Origin of the sequence: Castellaniella sp. S9, from assembly GCF_027257175.1 — a bacterium.
Lineage (GTDB): Bacteria > Pseudomonadota > Gammaproteobacteria > Burkholderiales > Burkholderiaceae_B > Castellaniella.
In genome coordinates this window covers 182504-208768 of sequence record NZ_JAPFGD010000003.1, presented here as the reverse complement: position 1 = coordinate 208768, position 26265 = coordinate 182504, and the positions used below count along the sequence as shown (strand labels likewise).

Annotated in this window: 20 protein-coding genes; 7 read left to right on the top strand and 13 right to left on the bottom strand. The window is 65.8% G+C overall.

The features are described 5' to 3' along the window. Together OOZ48_RS06090 and OOZ48_RS06085 are read right to left on the bottom strand one after the other, a co-directional pair. Nucleotides 1-4606, bottom strand: a 4606-nt coding sequence (locus OOZ48_RS06090) for a GLUG motif-containing protein (protein WP_269496590.1), incomplete at its 3' end; no start/stop codon positions are given. A gap of 41 nt (nucleotides 4607-4647) precedes the next feature. Then, the gene (locus OOZ48_RS06085; RefSeq protein ID WP_269496588.1) at nucleotides 4648-6378 is read right to left on the bottom strand and encodes a ShlB/FhaC/HecB family hemolysin secretion/activation protein; all 1731 of its coding nucleotides are present in this window, start codon (nucleotides 6376-6378) and stop codon (nucleotides 4648-4650) included. A gap of 306 nt (nucleotides 6379-6684) precedes the next feature. Between OOZ48_RS06085 and OOZ48_RS06080 the strand changes: the two genes are divergently transcribed. After that, the gene (locus tag OOZ48_RS06080) at nucleotides 6685-7305 is read left to right on the top strand and encodes a LuxR C-terminal-related transcriptional regulator (RefSeq protein ID WP_269496586.1); all 621 of its coding nucleotides are present in this window, start codon (nucleotides 6685-6687) and stop codon (nucleotides 7303-7305) included. A 3-nt stretch (nucleotides 7306-7308) separates the two neighbouring features. Here the strand turns inward: OOZ48_RS06080 and OOZ48_RS06075 are convergent, their stop codons facing one another. The 3 genes from OOZ48_RS06075 to dprA all read right to left on the bottom strand — a co-directional run bounded on the left by OOZ48_RS06075 (nucleotide 7309) and on the right by dprA (nucleotide 11273). After that, nucleotides 7309-9075 (bottom strand): hybrid sensor histidine kinase/response regulator, encoded by a 1767-nt coding sequence (locus OOZ48_RS06075; protein ID WP_269496584.1) that lies wholly within the window; start codon nucleotides 9073-9075, stop codon nucleotides 7309-7311. Nucleotides 9076-9153: 78 nt separating this feature from the next. Further along, complete coding sequence (locus tag OOZ48_RS06070; protein ID WP_269496582.1) at nucleotides 9154-10056, bottom strand: hydroxymethylglutaryl-CoA lyase; 903 nt, start codon at nucleotides 10054-10056, stop codon at nucleotides 9154-9156. A gap of 62 nt (nucleotides 10057-10118) precedes the next feature. Beyond that, complete coding sequence (gene dprA / locus OOZ48_RS06065; protein ID WP_269496580.1) at nucleotides 10119-11273, bottom strand: DNA-processing protein DprA; 1155 nt, start codon at nucleotides 11271-11273, stop codon at nucleotides 10119-10121. A 465-nt stretch (nucleotides 11274-11738) separates the two neighbouring features. Between dprA and OOZ48_RS06060 the strand changes: the two genes are divergently transcribed. From OOZ48_RS06060 to fmt, 5 genes are read left to right on the top strand one after another with little or no spacing between them, the layout of a single operon-like run. Beyond that, nucleotides 11739-12353, top strand: a complete 615-nt coding sequence (locus tag OOZ48_RS06060; RefSeq protein ID WP_269496578.1) for a LysE family translocator — start codon at nucleotides 11739-11741, stop codon at nucleotides 12351-12353. Between the two features lie 60 nt (nucleotides 12354-12413). Next, a complete protein-coding gene (locus tag OOZ48_RS06055) occupies nucleotides 12414-13613 on the top strand; it encodes an MFS transporter (protein WP_442867550.1) in 1200 nt (399 codons plus the stop codon). Beyond that, nucleotides 13610-13765, top strand: a complete 156-nt coding sequence (locus OOZ48_RS06050; protein WP_269496575.1) for a hypothetical protein — start codon at nucleotides 13610-13612, stop codon at nucleotides 13763-13765. The genes OOZ48_RS06055 and OOZ48_RS06050 overlap by 4 nt, the downstream gene beginning before the upstream one ends. Nucleotides 13766-13821: 56 nt before the next feature. Continuing rightward, the gene (gene def / locus OOZ48_RS06045) at nucleotides 13822-14346 is read left to right on the top strand and encodes a peptide deformylase (RefSeq protein ID WP_269496574.1); all 525 of its coding nucleotides are present in this window, start codon (nucleotides 13822-13824) and stop codon (nucleotides 14344-14346) included. 7 nt (nucleotides 14347-14353) lie between these two features. After that, nucleotides 14354-15310, top strand: a complete 957-nt coding sequence (gene fmt / locus OOZ48_RS06040; RefSeq protein ID WP_269496573.1) for a methionyl-tRNA formyltransferase — start codon at nucleotides 14354-14356, stop codon at nucleotides 15308-15310. Nucleotides 15311-15325: 15 nt separating this feature from the next. On the opposite strand, the gene OOZ48_RS06035 is transcribed toward fmt, so the two are convergent. From OOZ48_RS06035 to rsmB, 4 genes are read right to left on the bottom strand one after another with little or no spacing between them, the layout of a single operon-like run. Beyond that, nucleotides 15326-16033 carry a response regulator gene (locus tag OOZ48_RS06035; protein ID WP_269496572.1) on the bottom strand — a complete coding sequence of 236 codons (708 nt, stop codon included), beginning with the start codon at nucleotides 16031-16033 and terminating at the stop codon, nucleotides 15326-15328. 27 nt (nucleotides 16034-16060) lie between these two features. Then, nucleotides 16061-18367, bottom strand: coding sequence for a sensor histidine kinase (locus tag OOZ48_RS06030; protein WP_269496814.1), 2307 nt, complete (start codon nucleotides 18365-18367; stop codon nucleotides 16061-16063). Beyond that, complete coding sequence (locus tag OOZ48_RS06025) at nucleotides 18367-18996, bottom strand: DUF4390 domain-containing protein (protein ID WP_269496570.1); 630 nt, start codon at nucleotides 18994-18996, stop codon at nucleotides 18367-18369. The genes OOZ48_RS06030 and OOZ48_RS06025 overlap by 1 nt, the downstream gene beginning before the upstream one ends. Further along, nucleotides 18993-20315 carry a 16S rRNA (cytosine(967)-C(5))-methyltransferase RsmB gene (gene rsmB, locus OOZ48_RS06020; protein ID WP_269496568.1) on the bottom strand — a complete coding sequence of 441 codons (1323 nt, stop codon included), beginning with the start codon at nucleotides 20313-20315 and terminating at the stop codon, nucleotides 18993-18995. The genes OOZ48_RS06025 and rsmB overlap by 4 nt, the downstream gene beginning before the upstream one ends. Before the next feature lie 99 nt (nucleotides 20316-20414). On the opposite strand from rsmB, the gene rimO reads away from it, so the two are divergent. Continuing rightward, the gene (rimO, locus tag OOZ48_RS06015; protein WP_269496567.1) at nucleotides 20415-21737 is read left to right on the top strand and encodes a 30S ribosomal protein S12 methylthiotransferase RimO; all 1323 of its coding nucleotides are present in this window, start codon (nucleotides 20415-20417) and stop codon (nucleotides 21735-21737) included. A 25-nt stretch (nucleotides 21738-21762) separates the two neighbouring features. On the opposite strand, the gene OOZ48_RS06010 is transcribed toward rimO, so the two are convergent. From OOZ48_RS06010 to OOZ48_RS05995, 4 genes are read right to left on the bottom strand one after another with little or no spacing between them, the layout of a single operon-like run. After that, on the bottom strand, nucleotides 21763-22848 hold the full coding sequence (locus tag OOZ48_RS06010) for a TRAP transporter substrate-binding protein (RefSeq protein WP_269496565.1): 1086 nt from the start codon (nucleotides 22846-22848) through the stop codon (nucleotides 21763-21765). Between the two features lie 44 nt (nucleotides 22849-22892). Beyond that, nucleotides 22893-24584, bottom strand: a complete 1692-nt coding sequence (locus tag OOZ48_RS06005; RefSeq protein ID WP_442867543.1) for a TRAP transporter large permease — start codon at nucleotides 24582-24584, stop codon at nucleotides 22893-22895. Continuing rightward, complete coding sequence (locus tag OOZ48_RS06000) at nucleotides 24581-25216, bottom strand: TRAP transporter small permease subunit (protein ID WP_269496563.1); 636 nt, start codon at nucleotides 25214-25216, stop codon at nucleotides 24581-24583. Before OOZ48_RS06000 ends, OOZ48_RS06005 begins: the two co-directional genes overlap by 4 nt. Nucleotides 25217-25275: 59 nt before the next feature. Further along, a complete protein-coding gene (locus OOZ48_RS05995; protein WP_269496561.1) occupies nucleotides 25276-26247 on the bottom strand; it encodes a C-terminal binding protein in 972 nt (323 codons plus the stop codon). Between the last annotated feature and the right edge of the window lie 18 nt (nucleotides 26248-26265).

Sequence of the window (26265 nt, the reverse complement as noted above, 5' to 3'; positions counted from 1 at the left end):
CGNCGCTGCCGATGGTTTCGCTGTTTTGCAGGCCGGTGACGTCCAGGTCGCTGGCGGCGAAGGCGTAGGTGTCGCCGTAGGTTTTGGTCAGGGTGGATTTGGCGGCGACGTTCAGGGCGGCCGGGGTGATGGTCAGGCTGCCGTCGCTGTAGGTAATGGTGTAGTTGGCGGCATTGAAGGTGCCGCCGCTGGCGTTGCTGACGGCGACGGAGTAGGGGGTGCCGCCGTTGACGGCGGCACTGGCGGCGGCGCCGCTGCTGGCGAAGTCGACGCTGCCGATGGTTTCGCTGTTTTGCAGGCCGGTGACGTCCAGGTCGCTGGCGGCGAAGGCGTAGGTGTCGCCGTAGGTTTTGGTCAGGGTGGATTTGGCGGCGACGTTCAGGGCGGCCGGGGTGATGTCGGCGCTGAGGGTCAGTGCATCCGGCCGGCCGAGTGTGTAGTTGTTCCGGTCCGCTCCACCGAGGGCGAGTCCCTGGACGACGACCGTTTTGCCCGTGCCGGTGTTAACGTCTTCGAAGAGCGCGCTGGTGACTGTGCCACCCAGCCAGACATTGTCGCCGTTGATCACACCCGAAAGCTGAGGCGTGCCGTCCAGCGTCGCCCCGGCCACACCGTCGTACACCTTATTGTTTGCCGTCAGACCTGTATCCAGGACCTTCGGTGTGATGGTGAGACCGGCATCCAGTTGTTCATAGCGGTTGGCGCCGCCGGTGATGGACAACACGTCGGCAGTCGTCCATGCATAGGTGCCTACCGGGGTTGTTCCTGTCATTGCGCTGCCCCAATCGACGCCGGCGCCCCCTACGGCGGTCGTGACGCTGGACAGATCGGGATTGGCTGCGCCGTAGGTGCGAGACAGCGCGCCGACGCGCAGGTAGCTGTCGTGAAAAGTGCCCGACTGTACAGATGACAGCATCATGTGGCCGTTGCTCTCGTTGACGGACGACTTGGCCCACACCGTATTGAAATCCCAGCCGGCGTCGATGAAGGTGAAGGGATCCTGCATCTGGGCGGTTGTCAGGCCGGTGCCGCCTGAGCTCGAGGATTTGCCTGAAGCCTGGACATCCCAGAACGAGTTGGAAATATTACTGGCCGAGTTGTTGTTGCTGCCGATCAGACCGCCGGTGCCGTTCACCTGGCCGGTGGAATAACTGGTGCTGACGTACGCGCCGGACCAATTCAGCCCGACCAGGCCGCCCACCGCGTAACTCCCGCCGACTGTGTTGCCCGTCGCGTAGCTGTCCTGAATGTGGCCATGCTGTAGATTGCTGCCCACCAGGCCGCCCACCCCCCAATTGCCAGTGACGGCGCCTGTGGCATATGAGCGTTCGATGATGCCACTGTTGTAGCCGGCCAGGCCCCCCACATCGTTCCACCAGCCCGGGTCCGACCAGCCATTATGCGCGGTGACCGTGGCGGTGGAGAAGCTTTCCACGACGCGGCCACCCTGGCCGATGGAACCGACCAGTCCGCCCGAAGCGCCGCCGATGTCCAGCGTGCCGCTTGTCCAGGCGCGGGCCACCGTACCTTCCAAGGCCCCCGCGAGTATGCCGGATGCGGATCTGCCCTCGATGGCCGCATTGGCAAGGCCAATATTGCGAATCGTCGCGTCGGCGGCGGCGTAGCCGAACAGGCCGACATAACCTTCCGTTTTGCGCTTGATGGTCAAGTGGTTGATGACGTGGCCCAGGCCATCGAAGGATCCTGAGAACTTGTCTATGTCATTGCCGATGGGGGCAAAGCCATGGTGGCCGCCGCTGCCGTCGCTGTTCCAAGTGGCGGTGGCGCTGGCATCGATGTGATTGCCTAGGGCGTAGCGGCCAGAGAGGTTATGGCCAACAGCCTGCAACTGTGCGACATTCTGAATGATGTCATAGAGTGATGCGGCACTAGGGTCGCTGGTGATGTAAGCCAGGCTGCGCGACGAATCCCGAAGGTAGGGAGTGCTCTGGTTCGTGGCGTTGGCCCAGATTGCCTGATCGAACCCGGCGGGCAGGGCCGCCTGCAATGCGGCCAGGGAATGGATGGCAGCGCCGCCCGAACTGTTTGTTTGTCCGGTGGTTTCCTGCACCCAATAGCTGTTCGTCACTGTAGAAGCATCGTTGTAACCCACCAGTCCGCCGACGCCGACGCCAGAGCCGCCTGTGACGAGACCCGTGGCATAGCTGTTCTCCAGCGACGCGTTGCGCATGATGCCTACCAGGCCGCCTACATAATAGGCACCCCTGACGCTGCCCGTAGCGTAAGTATTCAGGACGGTACTAGCATCGTTGTGTCCCACTAACCCGCCCGCAAGCATGTTGTTGCCTATGACGCTTCCTGTGGCATAGCTGTTGCTGATCGTGGCCACATCTCTGTTTTCCCCCACCAGCCCGCCGACGTTATTGTTGCCTGTGACGCTACCCGTAGCATAGCTGTTGCCGATCGTGGCCTCATCTCTGTTTTCCCCCACCAGCCCGCCGACGTCACTGTTGCCTGTGACGCTGCCTGTGGCATAACTGTTGCTGATCTTGGATGCAATGTTACCTCCCACCAGCCCGCCGACGTTATTGTTGCCTTTGACGCTACCCGTAGCATAGCTGTTCCCTACCGGGCTTTGGTAGTTGTACCCCACTAGCCCGCCGACAAAGTACTGGCTACCGGTGATGTCGCCCGTAGCGTAGCTGTTCTCTACCGAGCCTTGGCTGTTTTCCCCCACCAGCCCGCCGACGACATTGTTGCCTGTGACGCTGTCCGCCGCAAAGCTGTTCGCCACCGTGGAATCTTGGGTGAGGCCCGCCAGCCCCCCGACGTAGTTATTGCCTGTGATGGCTCCGCCGCCCGATAGACCGACGTTGCGCAACGTGGCCAGCAACGTGTGCCCGAATAGGGCGACATAATCAGTGTCGGGCCGCTCGATAGTCAAGCCGCTGATGACATGCCCTAAACCATCAAAGGTGCCGCGGAACCGGTTGCTGCTGCCATTGCCGATCGGCATGAAGCCCGCACCGTCGTTCCATCCGCGGGTGGCGCTGGCATCGATGTCGGCGCCCAGAGCGTAGCGGCCAAAGGGGTTGTTGCGGACGCCCTGGAGTGTGGTGTTGGAACTGTCGCCGGCCACGCCCAGATCATTGGCGCCGAGGACATGGTAGCCATTGCCGTTGATGGTCAGAAAGCCCGTGCCCGAGCGGTCAGGGAAATCGATCCGGCCTGCAAAGCCGTTGGCGGCGTCGGCAGCCAGCCCGACACGCACCTGCCCGCTGGCTGCGGCATCGTCGCCGCCATTGGCCGTACCGGTGTTCATCACCAGCTTGGAGTCGCCCGCGGCGACCATCACCGCGTTGATGTTGATGTGGCGAGCCGCCGTCAGTGTCAACGTGTTCGTGTTCCAGCTGACGTTGTCATTGACGTTGATGTCGCCTTCGCCGGACGTGTTGCTGCCCGAGCTGCTTTGGATTTCGATGTTGCTGCCGGCCAGATTCGCGGAAAGTTGCGCGCCGGTCATGTCGCCGCCGCTGGCGGCGATGGTGTAGTCGCTGGGGTCGATCAGCCAGGTGCCGGTCTGGCCCTGGGGCGCATGGGTGGTGACCCGCGCGGTTTCGCCGATACGCACCGTGGCGGCACTGGTTTCGATGAAACCGCCGTCGCCGCCGTCGGGTGCGCCAGCATCGAGCAGGCCGCTGTGGGCCACGGTGCCATGGTTCATGTCACCCAGCAACAAGATGCGGCCGTTGTGTTCAGCCAACGTGCGCGCCTGCACGATGCCCGAGTTGGCCACCACACTGGCGGCCAGGGAATCTGCGGCCTTGCCGGTCATGATGGCCTGGCCGCCATCGGCGACGATGAGCTGGCGGTTATCGACCAGAGTCTGCACGGTGGCTGGATCGACGGCGACCTGCAGCAGGCCATTGGCGCCGGCATCCAGGGTGACCTGTTCGCCGGCGGCCAGAACGACGTTGCCCATGCGGGCGGTAATGATGCCGTCATTGATGACCGTGGGCGCCAGCAGCGCGACCAGACCGCCGTCGGCGGCGGTGATGGCCCCCTGATTGATGATGCTGCCAGTCGCGCCTTCGCGCGCGAAGACGGCTTTGCCATCGAGGAAGTCCTGGTTGGTGATGTTCAAGGTGGAGGTCACCAGCCCGCCGACGTCCACGCGGCTGCCTTCGCCAAAGATCACGCCGTTCGGGTTGACCAGCCAGACCTGGCCGTTGGCGGTGAGTTGGCCGTGGATCTGGCTGGCGTCGCCGGCGATGACGCGGTTCAGTGCTGCCGAATCGACCGAGGGCTGCTGGAAGTGCACGGCCGCAGCTGAGCCGATGTCGAACTGTTGCCAGTCGATGATGGCGCGGTCGCTGCCTTGCTGGATCCGCATCTGGGCGCCGTCTTGCTGGATGGCGGCGTGTCCGGCCACCACCTGCCCGCCGGTGGGCAGGGCGTCGGGAGCGAGGGTTTGTGCCTGGGCCAGGCCGGTGAGCAGAGCGCTGCAGGCTGCGGCGGCCAGCGCGGCGCGTGCGGCGGTGCGCATGGATTTGCCGCTGTACTTGCCGCGCGTGCGCGAGGTCTCCGGGGCGGGCACGTAGTGTCGGGTGCTTTCGTTATAGACGAGGCGGTAGGCGTGATTCATGGCGGATTCCTTGGATAGCGTCTCGAGGCGCGAGGCGGTGCTCAGAAGGATTTGCTGAGATTGAGCCAGTAGTGGGCGGACGAGGCGCTGCTGCCGTCGTTATTCTCGTTTTTGGGGCTGGCGCCGGGGTTGCCGCCCAGGGGGAAGGCGACGCTGGCAGTCATCAGCCAGCCGGCGACCGCGCCATGCCCTCGCCAATTGACTCCCAGGCCGGCACCCGACAGGCTGTAGGTGTTGGGTTGGCCGCGCCCACCGTCCCATCCCGACCAGGTTTTCTTGTGCTGCCGGATGTGGCCGGCGTCATAGAAAACCAGGGCTTGCCAGCCGGCGCCCAGGTCGCGCCGCAGCTCGAGCTTGAGCAATAATCCCTCGTCGCCCATCGCCTCATTGATCGGATAGGCGCGCACGCCATAGGGCCCGCCCAGGGCCATGCGTTCGGAACTGCTGAGGTTGCCGTCGGCCAATTGTCCGGAGAACGCCGCCATGAGTTGCCATGGGCTGCCGCGGCCCAGGATTTGCAGCCTATTGAGTTGGAAGGCGAGCTTGGCGTAATCGCCCCGGGTGCGCGGGCCGGCGGCGTCGATGGCCTTGTCGGCGGCCACGTCGCTCAGGCCCAGCCGTCCTTGAATGAGCCGCAACTCGCCCCAGGTGACGCCGCCGCCGGCCAGGCGATCACGCCGATCGCCGGCCAGGCGCAGCGACACGGCATCGATGCGGTGCCGGCGCAAGGCGGTATCGAGAATGTCATCATCATAGCGGCGATGCTCGTAGCCCATGCTCACGGTGAGATTGCGATCACTTTGGCGGATGAGGGGATAGGAGACGGCCAGCCCGCCGGTGTAGGCTTGGCCCTCGGCATCGAGCGGATCGTAGCGCCCGCTCAGCCGATAGCCCAGGGTGGATCCGTGCAGGCTCAAGCGCCAGCCATCAGTGCCTAGCGGCAGGCTGTACTGCAGGCGTGCGGAGTACAGGTGCTTGGCCGCCAGGGCGCGGATGGCCAATTGGTCGCCGCGCCCGGTGAGGTTGTTGAAGGCGATACCGCCGGCGAGCTGTGCGGTACCAGTGTATTTGTTGCCGAAGTTATTGCCGCCGATATCACCGGTGACCAGCGGCGTGTCCTCGATGTCGAGGTGGAGCCGGGTCTCGCCGCGCGCCTGGCCAGCAGCCAGCTGGCCGGTGGCGCGGATGCCGGGCAGATCATTGGCGATGAGCAGGCCGCGTTCGAGGTCGGCGGCCGACAGGGGCTGGCCGGTTTGCAGACGGCGAGTGACGATCGCCTGGACGAAGTCGCCGTTTGCGCGGCTGTCTCGGTTCCGGAGGGTAGCGCCGCCGTAGCGGCCCTCCACGACCTGGATGCGGATGGTGCCGTCGGTGACGTCTTGCTGGGGCAGGTAGACACGCACGAACCAGCCTTGTCCGCGGTAGTACTCGGCGATGCGCTGGGCGGTGTGCTCGAGTTCGGCCAGCGTCAGGGACTGGCCGATGCGATCGGCGACGAGGGCTTCGAGTTTGGCGGCGGGGATGAGTGTGGCGCCCTCGATGATGATGTGCCGGACGGTGATCCGCGCGCCTTTGGCATTCTCGTCCATGGGAGGGGGGCTGGGCCGCACCGCCGGGGGTTCGGCTGGCTGCGGTGCCTGCAGGCTGCGCTCTGAGTCGCGCTGCAGGGTACCCGCATCGGGCAGGGCCTGGCTGAATGCGCTCGAGGCGAGCAGGCTGAGGATGATCAGGCAGATCGAGCGTTGGGCGGTGCAGGATGTTGTTGGCGGCATGAGGTCTCTTGTTGATATCGAGTGTCGTGCGGGCCGCGTAGTGTGCCGTTTCAGCACCACATCGACCCGTTGCCTGGAGTCGAAGGTTATGACCATGAACGAAAACTATGGCAACATTTTTATGTCGGAATTTTAAAAAATTATCGATGATTGTCTTCGAGTGTGCATCGTGGGCATGTGTACGTGTACATATGTATGTGTTGATTTGGAGGGGATGGCGCCTGGTGCGCTTGGGAATACTATCGTTTTCGAGCAGTGCGCTTTTTGCTGCCGTGGGCGCTTTAGACTCAAGTCGTGGAGAACGTATTGAAAAAGAAGCAGTCCATTCTGCTGGTCGATGATCATCCGGTTTTCCGGGTAGGCATGCGGCACGTGTTGGCGCGCCATTTTTCAGACGCCTGCTTTGCGGACGTGGGTTCCTTTAAAGAGGTGTTGCCGATGGCGGCCACGTTGCCACGGATCCCCACGCTTTTTGTGACGGACCTCATGCTGCCCGGATTTGTGCCGGAAATCGGCATTGCGGCATTGCGGGCGCATTATCCCCAGGCGGTCATCGTTGTGGTGTCAATGGCCGAGAGCAACGAGGCGATCGAGCGCGTCATGGCAGCAGGTGCCGACGGGTTCATCGGCAAGTCGCTGCCGCCTGGCGAAATCGTGCGCGGAATACTACGTGTCCTTGACGGCGAGATCATCGTGCGCACAGCACCTGACTCATTGGGAGATCGGATGCCCATGCTCTCGCCGCGCCAGCGCGAGGTGCTCGCCTTGCTCGAGCGAGGGCTGAGCAACAAGGAAATTGGCGCGGCGCTGGGAATTTCACCTCTGACGGCGCGCATGCATGTGTCGGCATTGCTGCGGGCGTTGTCAGTCAACAGCCGTACGGCGGCGGTTGCCGTTGCCAGCCGCCTGCAGATGCCTCGGGGATGACGATCAGGTGGGCTGACGTGGCTGGCGCATCAGCCAGGCGCGCAGCGCGGCTGCGGCAACTGGTTTCGGCAGGTATTCAATTGCCGTCGACGCCAGGCGCGTTTGCTGGTCGGGGTCGATGCGGCCCGCAATGATCAATGCTGGTACGTCCCAACCTTCCAGTGTTCGTATATGGGTGATGGCATCGAGGCCATTGCCGGCTGCGCCAAGGTGATAATCACTGATGATGAACCGGACTCCCAGGCGGCGGTTGGGTGCGGCGCTCAGGGCGTGGACTTCACAGCCCCAGCGTTTCATGAGACTGGCAGTCGCGGCCCGCACTGTCGGATCGTCTTCGATCAGGGCGATCGGCAGGCCATTCAAGGGATGGGCCTGATGGGCGATCGCCGGGCGAAGTCGTGTTGGTTGTGGGGGGCAGCATCGCAGGCCCGAAACCAGAAAGGAGGTGCCGCGGCCGGGATCGGATCGCACGTGGACCCTCAAGTCCAGCAGATTGGCCAGGCGGCGAACAATCGACAGCCCAAGACCCAGGCCCTCCACCCGGCGGGCCGCCTCGTTTTCGATTCGTACGAACTCATCAAAGATCATCTCGAGGTGTTGGGCCTCAATGCCTGGCCCTTGATCGGAGACCTGGATGGCCAGGCCATCCCGGCAGCGGCGAACGCCCACCAGGATGTGCCCGTGCCCATATTTGATCGAGTTCGTGAGCAGATTATGCACAATGGCCGTCAGCAGGCCCGGGTCGCTAAACACCCACACCGGGCAACGAGCGATGCGGATCCGTGCCGGCGGCCCGTGGCGCGGTTGAGCAGCGCGGTGATGCAGATGGGATTCCGCTTGGCGGCCGGCCGCGCGCAACAAGGCCTGCAGGTCGATCGCCTGTGGGCGGGGCTGGACGCAGCCGACGTCGAGCCGTGAAATATCGAGCAGAGATTGGAAAAGAGACGAGACCGACGTGATGGAGCCTTCGATCGTTTCGGTAAGTTCTCGCTGTTCCCGGTTCAGCGGCGTGTCCTGCAATGCAGAAGTCAGTAGGCCGATGGCATGGATGGGTTGGCGCAGATCATGACTGGCTTGAGCTAGAAATCGGGATTTCGCCTGATTGGCTGCGATGGCTTCGCGGCGCGCCTTGTTGAGTTCATCCATGGCCAGCGTCAGGGCGTCTACCTTGGCGTCGAGCGATGTCGAAAGCTCGACCTTTCGGGTGACGAACTGGCTCATGCGGCGGGATTGTGTCGTGAGCACGATGGCATACAGCAACACCATCGCTGCGTTGATGCCGCCGTACCACCAGGCTGGATCATGGTTCCAGTGCGCCAGGGCGAGTAGCGGCAGCGATGTCCAGATGCTGGTCAAACAAGAGCGCTGCAGGACATGCTGGGAGGATACGGCACCCAGGGCCGTACCGCCGAGTGCCAGAGAGTAGACCAGCAGCATGCCGAAATCGCGTTCGGAAATGATCAGGGCCCCCAATCCCCACGCGGTGCCGATGAGGCCGGTGAGCAGCGTATGCAGATATCCGCGCCGCCGAGCCTGCGAAGCCGGCCCAGCACCATGCGTCCACGCCAGTGCCAGCATCCCTATCGACAGAGCGAGCATGGTGGCAAGCCATGCCGCCGATGCTCGCGGGTCCGGGGCGCCATGGCGCCAAGCCATGCCAAGCAGCATCACGACGCCGATATGGATCAGCCAACTGTGGCGCGCGAGACTGAACAGGTAGTCCAGGCGCCAGTCCTCAGTGTTCTGGTCTGTTGGCGCTTGGGCGTTCACGGGTCCGGCATGATTCTGGGCAACGTATCTGCCCGTGGATCGGTGTTCTGGCTGTGAGGTGGCATGCGAACCGTGGGATCAGCCGCGCTTGGCGGTCAGCGCGCGTCCCGACCGGCTGGCGGACGGCCTGCCCAGATGGCCGGAGATCCATTGGCCGATCTCGACGACCGCATCGAGGTCCACGCCCGTGTCCATCCCCTGGCCGCGCATCAGGTAGAGCACGTCCTCGGTGGCGACGTTGCCGGTGGCGCCCTTGGCGTACGGGCAGCCCCCCAGGCCGGCCACCGAGCTGTGGAAAATCCGCACCCCCACGTCCATCGCCGCGACGATGTTGGCCAGCGCCTGTCCGTAGGTGTCGTGGAAATGGCCGGCGACCCGCGTGCCCAGGTCGGTCACCTGGCCCACCGCGAGCATCACGCGCTTGACCTGCGCGGCGGTGCCCACCCCGATGGTGTCGGCCACGTCGATCTCGTCGCAGCCCAGGCGCAGGAAGCGCTCGGCCACGTCGACCACCGCGGACACGGGGGTTTCCCCCTGGTACGGGCAGCCCAGCGAGCAGCTGATGCTGCCGCGCAAGCGGATGCCCGCCGCCTTGGCCGCCGCGGCGACGGGTTCGAAGCGGGCGATGGACTCGGCGATCGAGCAATTGATGTTGCGCTGCGAGAATGCCTCGCTGGCGGCGCCGAAGATCACCACCTCGTCGGCGCGTGCCGCCAGGGCGGCCTCGAAGCCGTGCATGTTCGGCGTCAGCGCCGAATAGATCGTGCCGGGGCGCCGCGTGATCGCGGCCATCACCTCGGTGCCGTCGGCCATTTGCGGAACCCATTTGGGCGACACGAACGAGGCCGCCTCGACGTTGGGAAAGCCGGCGGCCGACAGGCGGTCGACCAACTGGACCTTGACGGCGGTATCGACGAATTGCTTTTCGTTCTGCAGACCGTCGCGCGGAGCGACCTCGACGATTTTGACGTATTCGGACATGGTGGTTTCCGGTGGTGGGCAGCCCTGCGGCGGGCGTATCGTGGGCAAACCATCATGATATCTCAGCCGGTCCGCGAGTAGCGGCCGTCGGCCCCGCGCTGGATCGCGCCGGAGACCTCGAGCATGCCCAGTTGGCCGTTCAGGCGGCCGATGTCCCATTGCGTGCGCGCGAGCAGCGTATCCGTATCCACGGGGTCGTGGCCCAGGGCGCGCAGCAGGATGCCGGCGTCGGAGCCCGCGGACGGCGCGGGACCGCGGGTGGGGGCATGGGTGCCCTTTGTCGCCTCGTGCACCGGCGCCGGGGGTAGCCCAAGCCCCGATTGGCGCAGTTCCTCGAGGATGTCCTCGCCTGATTCGACGAGCTTTGCGCCCTGGCGGATCAAGGCATGGCAGCCGCGCGACAGGGGTGAGTGGATGGATCCGGGGATGGCGAAGACCTCGCGTCCCAGTTCGCTGGCCAGACGGGCGGTGATGAGCGAGCCGCTTTGCCGGGCCGCCTCGACCACCAGGACCCCGCGCGACAAGGCGGCGACGATGCGGTTGCGCTTGGGAAAGAAGAACGGCAGGGCGCGGGTGCCGAGCGGGAACTCGGAGGCCAGCAGGCCCTGCGCGGCCGTACGGTGCGCCAGCGCGCGGTTGCGGGCCGGGTAGACGACGTCGATGCCCGTGCCCAGGACGGCGATGGTGCCTCCCGCGTCCGGCCCGGCATCGAGGGCGCCTTCGTGGGCGGCCGCGTCGATGCCGCTGGCCAGGCCGCTGACGACGCACCAGCCGCGCTGCGCCAGGTAGTGCGCGAAGGCGCGGGCGTTGTCCATGCCGCCGGCCGTGGCGCTGCGCGCGCCCACCACGGCAATTGCCGGGCGCCGCAGCAGTTCCACCCGGCCGTTCAAATACAGCATCGGCGGTGGATCGTGCAAGGCCAGCAGGCTGGGCGGATAGTCGGGGTCGGCGAGGGTCAGCAGGCGATGGCTGGGCTCGCGCAGCCAGGCGAGCGCGCCGTCGATGGCGGTCAGCGTATCGGCGTCCGGCGGCTGCCGCAGGCGCGCCGCCAGGTCGGAGTCGAGATGGCGCGCGAGGCTGCCGGTGGAAGCGGCATAGATGTCCTGCGGCATGCCAAACACGGCCAGCAGTTCGCGAATGCGGGCAGCGTCCAGTTCCCGTTCCAGGCCGAGGCGGATCCAGGCGCGCAGTTCGTGTTCGTCGGCGGTGAGAGGCATGGTGCGCGAGGCGGAGGAAGAGGAGGTCGTGGGGCGCCTTGGCCGCCGTGCAGGTGCCCAGGCTCGTGGACAAGCACTAGTGTCGTGTCTCATTAATACGCATCCATGAAATCGTGCCTTCGTGCCCAGTGCGGCGTTGCAAATCCTCGCGATAGCACTGGCTATCGCTGCGGTTTGCGCCTTGCCCTGGGCACGAATCCATCGATTTCATCATGGCTACGTATTAATGAGACACGACACTAGTGTGCCATGGAAGAACGGGGCGCGGCGTGCGAGTGTGCTCTGGCCGTCCTCCCTGTATTCCGGAATGACACAGATCGGGCGAAATCCGGACGGATAAGAGGGCGTGCGAGCCGGCCTGTATGCGGAAATCCGGCCGCCTCTGTGTATTCAATACAGAGGGGCGAACTGACAAGATAAGGCCATGCCGCATCCGCGAAGCAACATTGCCGCACTGTACGAACCATGTATCTGCCTGCCGACCTCCTGCTCGCCTTTTCCCTGTTCGCCCTGGTTTCATCCATCACGCCGGGCCCCAACAACACGATGCTGCTCGCCTCCGGCGTGGCATTCGGGTTCCGCCGTTCGCTGCCGCACATGTTCGGCGTCACGGGCGGCTTTTTCATCATGGTGCTGGCCGTGGGCCTGGGACTGGGCGCGGTATTCCAGACGGTGCCCGGCCTCTATGCCGTCCTGCGCTACGTGGGCGCGGCCTATCTGCTGTATCTCGCCTGGAACATCACGCGGCCGGTCGCCGTGTCCCCGGCGAGCGAAGGCGCGGGCCATGCCAGGCCGCTGGGCTTCCTGGGCGCCGCCGCCTTCCAGTGGGTCAATCCCAAGGCATGGACCATGGCCGTCGCCGCCGTCACCACCTATGCGCCGCGCGAGGACTATGCCGCGAGCGTGATGCTCATCTCGGCGCTGTTCGCGATCATCAACCTGCCCTGCGTGGGCCTGTGGACCGGCTGCGGCAGCCTGTTGCGACAGGTGCTCGACGATCCCGCGCGGCAGCGTCGCGTCAACCTGGCGATGGCCCTGCTGCTGTTGGCCTCGCTATATCCGATGCTGGCCGATGCCTAGGCCGTGCCGGACACCCTCTCCTCCACAGACCAGGATCCGACGATGGAATATCGATATGGCTTGACACCCCGCTCGCGCTGGATGATCGTGATCGCCGGCGGCCTGCTCATGGGCCTGTCCCTGGGCGTGCGTCATACCCAGGGGCTGTTCATGCAGCCTGTGGTCGGCAGCCATGGCTGGACCCTGGAGGCTTTCGGATTCGCCCTGGCCTTGCAGAACCTGGTCTGGGGCGCGGCGCAGCCCTTCACCGGCATGATTGCCGATCGGTACGGTTCGGCCCGCGTGTTGTTCGTCGGGATGGCGGCCTACGCGCTCGGCCTGCTGCTGATGGCCGATGCCGCGACCCCGTTGGGGTTCGCGCTCAGCAACGGGGTGCTCATCGGCATTGCCCTGTCGGGCACGGCCTTCGGCACAGTGTACGGAGCGTTGTCGCGGATTTTCGAGCCCGCCTGGCGCAGCTGGGCGCTGGCCGTTGCGGGGGCGGTGGGCGGCCTCGGGCAGTTCTGCCTGGTGCCCGCTGTGCAGGCCATGCTGGGCCGCATGGATTGGACACTGACGGCCGCGGCCCTGTGCGTCCTCATCCTGGTGTGCGCGCCCCTGGCGGTGTTGCTGCGCGACCGGCGGACGGGCACCGCATGGGCCGGGCCCCGGCAGTCGATTCCGGACGCCTTGCGCGAGGCGTTCCGGCATCGCGGCTTCTGGCTGCTGAACATGGGTTTCTTTGCCTGCGGATTCCAGCTTGCCTTCATTGCCACACACCTGCCCGCCTACCTGATGGATCATGGCCTTTCACTGGCGCAGGCGGGCACCGCGCTGGCACTGATCGCCCTGGCGAATGTCTTTGGCACCTACACCTGCAGCCGCATCGGGGGCGTGTGGCGCATCAAGCGCGTCCTGGCGGTCATCTATGCCGCGCGTGTGGCGGGAATGCTGGTGTTTCTCTGGCTGCCGGTGTCGGCGCCCAGCACCTATGCGTTCGCGGTCTTGATGGGCTTCCTGTGGCTGGGCACCGCGCCCTTGACCAATGAACTCGTCCTGCGGATCTTCGGCGTGCGCTACATCGCCACGCTGTTCGGCCTGGTGTTCTTCGGACACCAGGTGGGCGGCTTCTTCGGCGTCTGGCTGGGCGCGATTGCCTACGATGCCACGCGATCCTACGATCTGCTGTGGCTGGGCTCGATCGCCGTCGGCATCGTCGCCGCCCTGCTGCACTGGCTGATCGACGACGCCCCGCTCGCGGCGCCTTGGGGGGCGCCATGAGCGCGCCGGGCCGCCCAAAGTGCGAATGGGGGTTTTCGTTGCGGCTGCTGGGCTGGGCGGGGGGCTTGTGCGGCCTGGTCCTGGTCTTCCAGGCCTGGCTGTCCGCCGACATGCTGCTGGCCCTGGCAAGCGGTACGTTTCTGTGCGGGTAAGGCGCCAAAACTTGTTTTATCATAGAGGTTTAAGTCTCATACGATTTGGATTCACCATGGCCCTGCTACCCATTCTCAAGTATCCCGATGCGCGCCTGCACAAGGTGGCCGCCCCGGTTGCGCAGGTCGATGATCGTATCCGCCAGCTTGTGCGCGACATGGCCGAGACCATGTACGCGGCACCCGGCGTGGGCTTGGCGGCGACCCAGGTCGACGTGCACGAGCGCGTCGTGGTCATCGATGTGTCCGAGGACGGCAACGAGCTGCATGTCCTCATCAATCCCGAAATCACCTGGAAAAGCGAAGAGCTCCAGGTCTATGAGGAAGGCTGCCTGTCCGTTCCGGGCGTCTACGACGAGGTCCAGCGCGCCGCGCGCATCCACGTGCGCGCCCTGAACGAACAGGGCGAGCCCTACGAGTTCGATGCGGAAGGCCTGCTGGCGGTCTGCGTCCAGCATGAACTCGATCACCTGATGGGCAAGGTCTTCGTCGAGTACCTGTCCGTGCTCAAGCAAAACCGGATCCGCACGCGCCTGCGCAAGCAGCAACGCGAGGCCGAGCGCGAAGCCGCCAGCGCCTGACCCGGCCATGCGACTCGTCTTTGCCGGCACGCCGGAATTCGCGCGCCAGGGGCTGCTTGCCCTCATCGAGGCGGGCCACGAGGTGGTCGGCGTGCTCAGCCAGCCCGACCGCCCGTCGGGGCGCGGCATGCGGCTCGCGCCCAGTCCCGTCAAGCTGGCGGCGCTCGAGGCCGGCATCCCGGTGCTGCAGCCGCGCAGCCTGCGGCTGGACGGCAAGTTTCCCGACGAGGCGCGGGCCGCCCGCGAGGCGCTGCTGGCCATGCGGCCCGATGTCATGGTGGTGGCCGCCTACGGGCTGATCCTGCCGCAATGGGTGCTGGACCTGCCGCCCCTGGGCTGCCTGAACATCCATGCCAGTCTGTTGCCGCGCTGGCGCGGGGCGGCGCCCATCCAGCGCGCGATCGAGGCGGGCGATCCGATGACCGGCGTGACCATCATGCAGATGGATGCCGGTCTGGACACCGGCGACATGCTGCGGGTGGCCGAGGTGCCGATCGGACCCGAGGACACCGCAGCCAGCCTGCACGATGCCTTGGCCGAGGCCGGGGCGCGCGCCATCGTCGCAGTCCTGGCCGACCTTGCGGCGGGCCGCCCCCCGCAGCCCGTGCCGCAGCCCGGGACGGGGGTGTGCTACGCCGAAAAACTGTCGAAGTCCGAGGCGGCGCTGGATTTCCAGCAGGGCGCGCAGCACCTGGCGCGCCGCATCCGTGCGTTCGATCCGTTCCCGGGCGCCACGCTGATGCTGCCCGGGCTGGCCCAGCCCGTCAAGGTCTGGAAGGCGCATGCCGTCGCCGCCGACCCGCGTGCGGCAGGGGCCGCGCCGGGCACGATCCTGGCGGCGGGCGCGCAGGGCATCGACGTGCTCGCCGCCGACGGCATTCTGCGGATCACGGAACTGCAGCGGGCGGGCGGCAAGCGCCAGTCGGCGGCGCAATTCGCACAGGGCTGGAACCCGCCGGCGTGAGGCCGGGGGCGGGGATCAGCTGTTGGTGCTTTTCTTGCGGGAGGTGTCGATGCCGAGCTGCTTGAGCTTGCGGTAGAGGTGCGTGCGCTCGAGACCGGTGCGCTCGGATACGCGCGTCATGCTGTGGTTTTCCCGGACCAGGTGATATTCGAAGTAGATGCGTTCGAATTCGTCGCGCGCCTCGCGCAGGGGCTGATTCAGAGAGATGCTGCCCAGGTGCGAGTCATCGACGGCCGGCGCCGGCGCGGCGGGTGGCGCCGCGGGCGGGGCCGGCACCTTGCCGGCGACTTGCGGCACCTGGGTGAACACCGGATCGGCGGCGGGGCGTTCGGTGCGGCTGCGCATCGAGGCCGGGATGACCGGGCGCGCCAGACCCGCGGCGACCGCCTTCAGCAGTTTTTGCAGCGTGATGGGTTTCTCGAGGAAATCGACCGCGCCGATGCGGGTCGCCTCGACGGCCGTATCCACCGTGGCGTGGCCGCTCATCATGATGACGGGCATGTTCAGCAAGCCCTGGCTGCTCCATTCCTTGAGCAGGGTGACGCCGTCGATATCGGGCATCCAGATGTCCAGGAGGACGAGGTCGGGGCGGCTGCGCAGGCGGGACTCGCGCGCCTGTGCGGCGTTTTCTGCGAGCTCGACCGTGTGGCCCTCGTCGTAGAGAATCTCGGACAGCAGTTCGCGGATGCCAATCTCGTCGTCGACAACCAGAATTCGGGCCATTAAAACCTCGCCTATTTCTTTTCCATATTATCCAGTGCTTGATGCATCGCGTCCAGCCGGCCGCCCCTGCCCCGACATGAGGGTGAACAGGATGGAGATGCGCGCGCCGCCGTCGTCCTGGTTCGAGATGTCCACGCGTCCGTGGTGTTCTTCGATGATTTTCTTGACGATGGCCAAGCCCAGGCCGGTGCCCGTCGCCTTGGTGGTGACGTAGGGCTCGAAGACGCGTGCGATGACTTGCGGCGCAAAGCCCGGACCGTTGTCGATGACGCGCAGCCGCACGCTGCGCGTACCGTCCTCGGCCTGGATCAGACGCGTCTGGACCATGATCCGCGCATCGGCCGTGCCGCGATGCTGACAGGCCGCATCGCGTGCATTGGCCACCAGGTTGTGGATGACCTGGCGCAATTGGGCGGGATCGCCCTGCAGCGTCGGCAATGCCTCGGCAAGCTGCGCCTCGATGTGCGCCGCCGGCGCGCCGCCGACACTATGGACCATGCCGTCGACGGGATCCCAGCCGTACAAGGTCAGCACCTCGGTCACCAGTGCGTTGAGGTCCACGTCCTGCATTTGCGCCGGCGGCGTGCGGGCATACTCGCGGAAATCATCGACCATCTGCTTGAGCGAGGCGACCTGGTTGACGATGGTGTTCGTCGAGCGGATGAGGAAGGCGGCGTCGGCCTCCTCCAGGCGCGGGGCGAGCTTCATCGCCAGGCGTTCGGCCGACAGCTGGATGGGCGTGAGCGGGTTCTTGATTTCGTGCGCCAGCCGGCGGGCAACCTCCCCCCAGGCCACGGTGCGGTTGGCCGAGATCACCTCGCTGATGTCGTCGAAGACGACCAAGTGGCCGTTGCCGTGGCCGTCCATGTGCAGCTGGGTGCCCCTGGCGAGCAGGGTGACGACGTGCTTTTTGCTCTCGTTGTCGGCGGCCTGCTCCAGTTCCAGCTCGAACTGCTGCTGCCAGTATGGACGGGTGGATTCGACCGCCTCGTGCGAGGCGAAGGCCTCGCGCAGCAGCCGCGCCAGGCCAAGCGCGCCGTCGGCGGTCTCCAGCGGGCGGCCCCGTATGGTGCGCAGGTCCAGCCGCAGGATGTCCTGCGCGCCCTGGTTGAACAGCGTCACCCGGAAGGCTTCGTCGAACACCAATACGCCCGAGGACAGGTTGCTGAGGATGGATTCCAGGTATAGGTTGGTCTGTTCGAGCTGGCGGCGGTTGCGGTCGACCATTTGCCGCGCCTCGTCCAGTTGGCGCGTCATGGCATTGAACGAGCGCGTCAGTTGGCCGACCTCGTCGCGTTCGGGGGGTTCGGGCAGCGGGCGGTAATCGCCCACGCCCACCGCCTGGGTGCCCGAGGCCAGCGTCAACAGGGGGCGCACCAGCCGCCGCGACACGGCCAAGGCGGCCACCACCGCCGCAAAGACCGCCAGGATCAGCGCCAGGGTCAGGGTGATGCCATAGAGCTTGCGCAGGCCCAGGCGCGACAGGGCCAGCTCCTGATAGTCGCGAAAGCCCTGCTGCACCAGATTGGCATTGTGCGCGATGCGATCGGGCACGGGCTGGATGACCTGCAGCCAGCGCGAATCGGCGCTCATGCCCAGCGCCGCCCCAAAGCGATCATGGGTGTCGATGGGGATGACCACCCGCAGGTGCAGGCCGTTGGCGGCCAGGCTGTCGCCGGTGGGGCTGTCGGCCTCGGCGGCCGAGTAGCTCTGGGCGACGCGCAACTGGTTCATCACATTGCTGGGCGGCATGTCGGGCAGCAACTGGCCGAATGCCGAGGACGAAAAGGCGACGAGGCGGCCGTTGCCGCTGAAGACCATGGCCTCGGAGACATTGTTGTTCTCGCGCAGGGGTGTGATCAGCAGGGCGATCTCTGCGTCGCTGACGTTGGTGAGGCGCCCGGCCATGCCCTGCGCGCGCGTGTTGAGCTCGGTCAATTGTGAATCCAGCGCCGCGCGACCGAGGTTCAAGCCGGCCTCGAGGGCGCTGTCGACCCGCACGTTGAACCAGGATTCGATCGAACGCGACATGAACTGCACCGACAGCACGTAGATCAGCGCGCCGGGCAGGATGCCGATCAGCGTAAAGAACAGTGCGAAGCGCGCCGTCAGCCGGGCGCCGAACTGGCGCCGGCGAATCTGGCGCAGCAGCCGCACCGTCAGCAGCAGCACCCACGACATCAGGGCCACCGCGAGGATGCCGTTCAACAGCAGCAGCAGATCGTATTGCTGGGCGTAGCGCGAGGCGTTGCCGGTGGACCAGACCAGCAGCGCGAGCAGGGCCAGCGCGCTGATGGCCGCCACCGCCAGCGCCGCCCGCAGGGCCCAGCGGATCAGGGCCGGGGTGCGGCGACGGAGATCGAAAACGTGAAGTTTTTCCATGGCGTCGTCAGGGACCAGGCCTTGCTGTTGAGGGCGTCGACCTGGAAGGGTCGCGCCAGGCGGGCGGTGTCCAGGCGCAGTCGCAGCTGGCCCTCATATTGCGTGTCGGTCTCGAGTTCGTCGGTCGAGGCCACGTCCCAGCCGCGGATATAGCGCACCAGGTCCAGGGCTTCGTCCAGCGTCGAGGCCGGCATCGACAGGTCGCCGGTACCCACGCGCCACTGGCGCGTCAGCGCGTTGTACTGCACCCGCCAGGTCAGCTCGGTCGAGACCACGGTCTTGTCGAACCACCACCAGCGCGACCGGGTGATCTGCAGATCGGCCGTCAGGTACAGCGGCACGCCCTTTTCGGCGAAACCGCGCAGTTCGTCGGTCAGCCGGAACTCGACGTCGGCGTCAATCAGCAGGCGGCCGTCCACGGCCATGGGCTCGACCCGCTCGACTAACGGTTCGGCCAGGCCCTGCCCGAATGGCAGCAGGGCGAACAGGCAAAGCGCAAAGGACAGGATCAGTCGATACATGCGCGGCGACCGTGGACGTGGCGGTTCGTCGGGAAACATGCCGTATTGTTGTCGACTCATTCATGCTTGGCAATCAAGGCGTAGAAAAATCCATCGCCCGTCTCGCCGTTCGCGCCGGGTAGCGGCAGAATCTGGCCGGGCGCGGGCAGGCGCCGCGCATCGGGATGCCGCCCCAGAAATGCCCGCACCTGGTCCTCGCATTCCAGCGGAAAAATCGAGCAGGTGGCATACAGCAGGTGGCCGCCCGTGCGCAGCAGCGGCCAGAGGGCATCGGCGATGCGCGCCTGCAGCGCGGCGGTGCGCGGCAGGTCCTCGGGGCGCCGCAGCCAGCGGATGTCCGGGTGGCGGCGCACCACGCCCGAGGCCGTGCAGGGCACGTCGGCGAGAATGGCGTCGAAGGCCTGTCCGTCCCACCAGGCCGCCGGATCGGCCGCATCGGCGTGCCGCAGCATGGCTTGGGGGCCGGACAGGCCCAGGCGGTCGAGGTTTTGCCCGATGCGGGCCAGCCGCTGCGCGTCGCTGTCGATCGCCGTCAGGCGCAGGGCATGGCGCTCGAGCATGTGGGCGGTCTTGCCGCCCGGTGCGGCGCAGGCGTCCAGCACGCGCATCCCGTCGGCCAGCGGCAGCAGGCGCGCCGCCTGTTGCGCGGACAGGTCCTGCACGGACCACAGGCCCCCGGCATAGCCGGGGATCTCGTGCACCGGCCGCGGCCGCGGCAGCAGCAGGCCGTCCGCGCCCACGAGGCGGCTGTCGATCCCCTCGGCGGCGAGGCGTTCGCACAGCTGTGCCGGCGTGGTGCGTCGGGCATTGGCCCGCAGGACCAGGGGGCCGGGGATGTCGGCCGAGGCCAGCAGCGCCTGCCAGTGCGCCGGCCAGGCCTCGCGCAAGGCATCCACCCACCATGCGGGATGGTTCCAGCGGGCCTCGGGCTCGTCGGCCACCTGCGCGAGCCATTGCGCGCGTTCACGGGCATAGCGGCGCAGGACGGCGTTGATGAGGCCCTTGACGGGCCGGCAGCGTCTGTCGCGTGCGGCGGCGTCGACCGCCTGGTGCACGACCGTGTGCGGTGCATAGGCCGGGACGTGCGCGCCCCGGCCTTCCGCCGGCTCGAGGCTCGCGTCCATCAGGCACAGGCCCAGCAGCAGCAGCGCGTGCGCGAGCGGATCGGCGGGCGCGCGCGCCACCAGGCGCCGCTGCAGGGCGCGCGCCAGGCCAAGACGGCGCATGGCGTGGAAAGACAGGGCCTGGGCGGCGGCGCGCTGCGCCGGCGGCGTGCGTGCGAGGCTGTCCGAGAGCGATTGTCCGGCGAGGACGGCGCGCACGGCCTGGGCGGCCGCAAGCATCTGGTCCGATAGCGAAGGCGTGTGTGAATCTGGCACGAAAGGGGCGGGAGGAGCGTTTTCAGGGGACTTTAGCACCGATTCGCTAAAATACGGGGTTTGGCATCCTGAACGGGCGCAAGGCCCCGAGAGGTTTTCATGAGTGCTTCCCCCCGAGTCGGATTTGTCAGCCTGGGTTGCCCCAAGGCGTTGGTGGATTCCGAGCGGATCCTGACCCAGTTGCGCACCGAGGGCTATGAGATCAGCCCGGACTACGAGGGTGCTGACGTGGTCGTGGTCAATACCTGCGGCTTCATCGACAGCGCCAAGGCCGAATCGCTGGACGCCATCGGCGAGGCCATCGTCGAGAACGGCAAGGTCATCGTCACCGGCTGCCTGGGCGTCGAGGCGGACATGATCCGCGACGTGCACCCGGCGGTGCTGGCCGTCACCGGCCCCCAGCAGTACGAGCAGGTCGTGCGCGCCGTGCACGAGGCCGCGCCGCCCGCCATCGTCCACGACCCCTACGTCGACCTGGTGCCGCCGCAGGGTATCCGCCTGACGCCGCGCCACTACGCCTATCTGAAGATCTCCGAGGGCTGCAACCACAATTGCAGTTTCTGCATCATCCCCTCGATGCGCGGACGCTTGGTCAGCCGGCCCATCGGGGACGTGCTGGGCGAGGCGCGCCGCCTGGTCGACGCGGGCGTGAAGGAATTGCTGGTGATCTCGCAGGACACCAGCGCCTATGGGGTCGACGTCAAGTACCGCACCGGTTTCTGGGACGGCCGCCCGGTCAAGACCCGCCTCACCGCGCTGGCCAGTGCACTGGGGGAGTTCGGGGTCTGGGTGCGCATGCACTACGTCTATCCCTATCCCCACGTCGACGAGCTGATCCCGCTGATGGCCGAGGGCCGCATCCTGCCGTATCTGGACATTCCCTTCCAGCACGCCAGCCCGCGCATCCTGCGCGCCATGAAGCGTCCCGCCTTCGAGGACCGCACCCTGGCGCGCATCCGCCAGTGGCGCGAGTCCTGTCCGGACTTGACCCTGCGCTCGACCTTCATCGTCGGCTTTCCCGGCGAGACCGAGGAGGATTTCCAGTACCTGCTGGATTGGATGGATGAGGCGCAGCTGGACCGCGTCGGCTGTTTCCAGTATTCGCCGGTCGAGGGTGCGCGCGCCAACGACTTGCCGGACGCGGTGCCCGACGAGGTCAAGGCCGAGCGCTGGGAGCGCTTCATGGCGCACCAGCAGTCGATCTCCACGCGCCGCTTGGCGGCCAAGGTCGGCCGCACCCTGACGGTGCTGGTCGACGAGGTCGACGGCGAGGGCGGCGCCACCGCGCGGTCCATGGCCGACGCACCTGAAATCGACGGCACCGTGCTGCTGCGCGATGCCGCCGGCCGTGCCCCCGGCGACCTGGTCCAGGTGCGCATCGAGGACGCCGACGAGTACGACTTGTACGGCGTGCCGGCCTGAGGCGGTTGGGCGCGCGGCCTTTGGCTTACCAGTCCTGCATCTGCATGTAGCTGTCGAAGCTGCCTTCGGCGAACTTGAACCACGAGTTCTGGTCGGCCCGGAATTTCGCGTAGTCGGCGTAGACCTTTTTCCAGTTGGGATTACGGCCGGAAATCTCGTCGAAAAGCTGCATCGATTCCTTGAAGCTGCGATCCATGATCGGCTTGGAGAAGCGGCGCAATTGCGTGCCGCCACCGACCAATTCCTTGAGCGCCTGCGGATTGCGGTTGTCGTAGATGGTTTGCATTGCGAGGTGGCCGACGGTGGATGCCGCCTGGATGATGGCCTGGTTTTCCGCCGACAGGGATTCCCACGCCTTGGTGTTGACGAACAGGTCCACCTGGCCGGACCCTTCCCACCAGCCGGGATAATAGTAGTACGGAGCGACTTTGTTCAGGCCCAGCTTCTGGTCGTCCAGGGGACCGACCCATTCCGCCGCGTCGATGGTGCCCTTCTCGAGCGAGGTGTAGATGTCCGATCCGGGGATCTGCTGCGGCACCGCTCCCATGCGCTGGAATACCTCCCCGGCCATGCCTGGGATGCGGATCTTCAGGCCCTGGAGGTCTTCCACGCCCTGGACCTCCTTGCGGAACCAGCCTCCCATCTGGGCATTGGTGTTGCCCATGGGGAAGTTGATGATGTTGTAGTTGCGATAGAACTCGCGCATGAGATCCAGGCCGTTACCGTCGAACATCCATGCGTTCATCTGCCGCGTGTTCAGGCCGAAGGGGATGCCCGAGCCGATGCCGAAGGTCTCGTCCTTGCCGACGAAATAGTAGGGTGCGGTATGCACGCATTCGACGGTGCCGTTCTGTACGCCGTCGAGCACGCCGAAGGCGGGCATGAGTTCGCCTGCGTGGTGCAGCGTGATCGTGAATTTGCCGCCGGACATCTGTTCGACCAGTTGGGTGAACCGCTGCTCGGAGCCGTAATGGGCGTGGAGCGAGGTGCTGTAGCTGGTCGCCATGCGCCATCTCAGCGCCGGCTGCGCGTGGACGGCTGGTGCGGCGATCGCTGCGGCGGTTGCCGTCAGTCCGAGGCCCGCTTGCTTGATGAATGAACGTCGTTGCATGTACTCCTCCTTTTGAGTATCGATTGGGTCGAGTGGAACCCTGCCTACCATTGAGATGGTCCGTATCCGCGGCCGTCTGTCGACGAGCCCTGGCCAGTGGTGTCGAGCTGCAGCTTGACTGAGTCGACGTCGATCGCGACGCCGCGGTCCAGGCCGCTGGTCACGAGGTTCGGGAAGACCATGAGGGTAGCGATCATCACGACCTGGAGCATGACGAACGCCAACGATCCCTTGTAGATCTGGCCGGTGGTGACCTTGCCGATGCGCCGTCCCGTCGTCCCGTCGGTGTAGTCGTTGCGCGGCGCAACGCTGCGCAGGTAGAAGAGCGCATATCCGAACGGTGGCGTCAGGAACGAGGTCTGGAGGGTCATGGCGACCAGCACACCGAACCAGACCATGTCGATGCCCATCTGTTGTACGACGGGGACCAGGATCGGAACGATGATGAAGGCGATCTCGAAATAGTCGATGAACATGCCCAGCACGAATACCATCAGACATACGAACAGCAGGAAGCCGATCTCGCCGCCGGGGAGGCGGTCGAACAGGTGCGCGACCCAGCGATGTCCGTCCACAGCGTTGAAGGCGAAACTGAAGACCGTCGCGCCGATCACGATGAACATGACAAAGCAGGTGAGCAGCGTCGTCTGGTCCAGGGCCTGCCGGAACAGCTTCCAGCTCAGGCGCCGCCGGGCGAGGGCCATGATGAGTGCGCCGGTCGCCCCCATGGCGCCGCCTTCCGTCGGTGTGGCCAGGCCTAGAAAGATCGTCCCGAGCACGAGGAAGATCAGCACCAGCGGCGGGATCAGGGCGAACACCACCTGTTCGGTCAAGTGGGACAGGGCCCCGATCTTCGCGACGCGGTTGGCGCTGGCCATGAGGATCGCGGCGAAGGAGCCCGCGATAATGGCGAAGATCACCTTTTCGTCGGCGGCCCCGGCATAGGCGTGGCCTTGCATCCAGGACATGAACGGATCATGCATCTGGCTCCAGAGCACACCGATCGCAGTCGACGCCAATAGCACTACCAGCAGCGAACGGTGGCCGCTGGAGCCATCGGCTTCCTTGTAGATCAACGCTTCAGGCGGCAGCGCGGGGATCCACGCGGGACGCATGATGGCGATGATGGTGATGTAGAGCAGGTAGATGCCGATCAGGCACAGCGCCGGCAGCAACGCGCCCGCATACAAGTCGCCGACCGGCTGACCGAGCTGGTCGGCCATCACGATCAGTACGAGCGAGGGCGGAGCGATCTGGGCCAGGGTTCCCGACGCGCTGATGACGCCGGTGGCGATGCTGCGGTTGTATCCGTGGCGCAGCATGACGGGCAGGGAGATCAGCCCCATCGAAATCACTGCCGCAGAGATCACGCCGGTCGTCGCGGCGAGCAGGGCGCCGACGAGCACGACCGCCACCGCGATGCCGCCGCGCACCTTGCCGAAGACCTGTCCGATCGTTTCGAGCAGGTCCTCGGCCATGCCGCTGCGCTCCAGGATGATGCCCATGAGCGTGAAGAAAGGAATGGCAAGCAGCGTGTCGTTCTGCATGATGCCGAAGAGGCGCAGAGGCAGTGCCTGGAAGAGCGCGAGGGGAAAGAGTCCCAACTCATTGCCCAGCCAGCCGAAGGACAGGCCGGTGGCCGCCAGGCCGAAAGCGACGGGGAAGCCGGTCGCCAGGAAGGCCAGCAGGCCAATGAAGATGAACACGACGTAGTTGTCGATCAGCAGTTCCATCATTTGGCCTCCCGATCGGCGCCTGTGGTTGGCGCGGCGTGCTGGCCGGTCACCTCCGCGACGAGCGCCTCGCCCTCGGCGATGAGCTCGTCGATGCTTTCCTGTTCACTCTTTTCGAACAGCGGGTCGGGGCCGTAGCCGCCCAGAAAGGCGATGCGCTTGATGATTTCCGAGCCGCTTTGCGCCAGCAGCAGGACCATTCCCAGCGGCACTGTCATCAGCACTGGCCAGCGCAGCAACCCGCCCGCGTCGGGCGACATCTCGCCGGTTTGGTACGCGCTCAGGAATAACGGCATCGACATCTCGATCAGCAGGGCACAAAGCGGCACGATGACCAGCAGGATGCCGCCGATGTCGATGAGATTGCGGGTACGCGGCGAGAACCGGCTGGACAGGAAGTCGATGCGCACATGCGCGTTCCTCAGCAGGGCGTATCCAGCGCCCAGCAGGAAGACCGCCGAGAACAGATACCACTGGATCTCCAGCATGGCGTTCGAGCTCAATGAGAAGAGCTTGCGCGCCACCGCATTGCCCGTGCTGATGAACACCGCCGCCGCGATCATCAGCATGGCCAATGTGCCGACGTGCATTGTGATCCTGTCGATGAAGCGTGACAGCCTGAGTAGAAACTGCATGTCGTCTCCTTCCGTGGGCCGTCCCCGCCGATTTCGTCCTGGAGCGGGTGAACGGTTCGTTATCGGTTGACTTGGTAGCGGGGTTTTTCGCCGCGCAGCACCCGGGCGATCTCAGTGGCGGATTTTTCGCGCAGTTCCAGGGTTGCTTCTTCCGAGTTGAAAGCCGCATGCGGCGTCAGCAGCAGGTTGGGCACGGCGGCGGCTTTCTTGACATCCGCCGGCGGTTCCTGCTCCAGCACGTCCAGTGCGGCGCCCGCGAGGCGTCCCTGCTCCAGGGCCTTGCGCACGGCGGCGAAATCCACCAGCCCCCCTCGGGACGTATTGACCAGGAAGGCGTCTGGCTTCATGAGTCCAAGGGTCCGGTCGGCGATCAGGTGTTGCGTTTTCTGATTGAGGGGAACGTGCAGGCTCACGATGTCCGCTTGCGAGAGCAGTGTGTCCAGCTCGCACCCCTGGGCGCCCCAGTCGTCCAGTGTTTTCCGGTCGACGTATGGGTCGTGCACGAGCAGATCCAGCTTGAATGCCTGGGCACGGCGTGCCACGGCCTGTGCGATATTGCCGAAGCCCACCAAGCCGAGCCGCAGCCCTGCGAGGCGACGCACCTTGCCGACGGTCCGGTAGTCCCACGTGCCGGCGCGCACGGATTGTGCCAGTCCGTCGATGCGCCGCACGAGTGAGAGCATCAGCGCCATGGCGTGGTCCGCCACTTCGTCGATGCAGTAATCGGGCACGTTGGTGACGATGATTCCCTTTTCCGTGGCGATCTGCATGGGAATGGTGTCCACCCCGATGCCCGAGCGCGCCATGATCCTGCACTTGGTCATCGAGCGCACCATGTCATCGGTGAACTTCGTGTAGCAGCCCAGGACTGCGTCCGCGTCGCGCAGTTCGGCGTGCAACGCGTCCGCGTCTCCGAAGGGCACGACGACGACCTCGGCCAAGGGTTCCAGTATTCTGCGCTCGACGTCCTGGTCGGGCGCGACGGAGTCGGCGATGACTACTTTGGGTCTTGCATCTTTGGAGTGCGTCATGTCGATTGATGGTGTTGT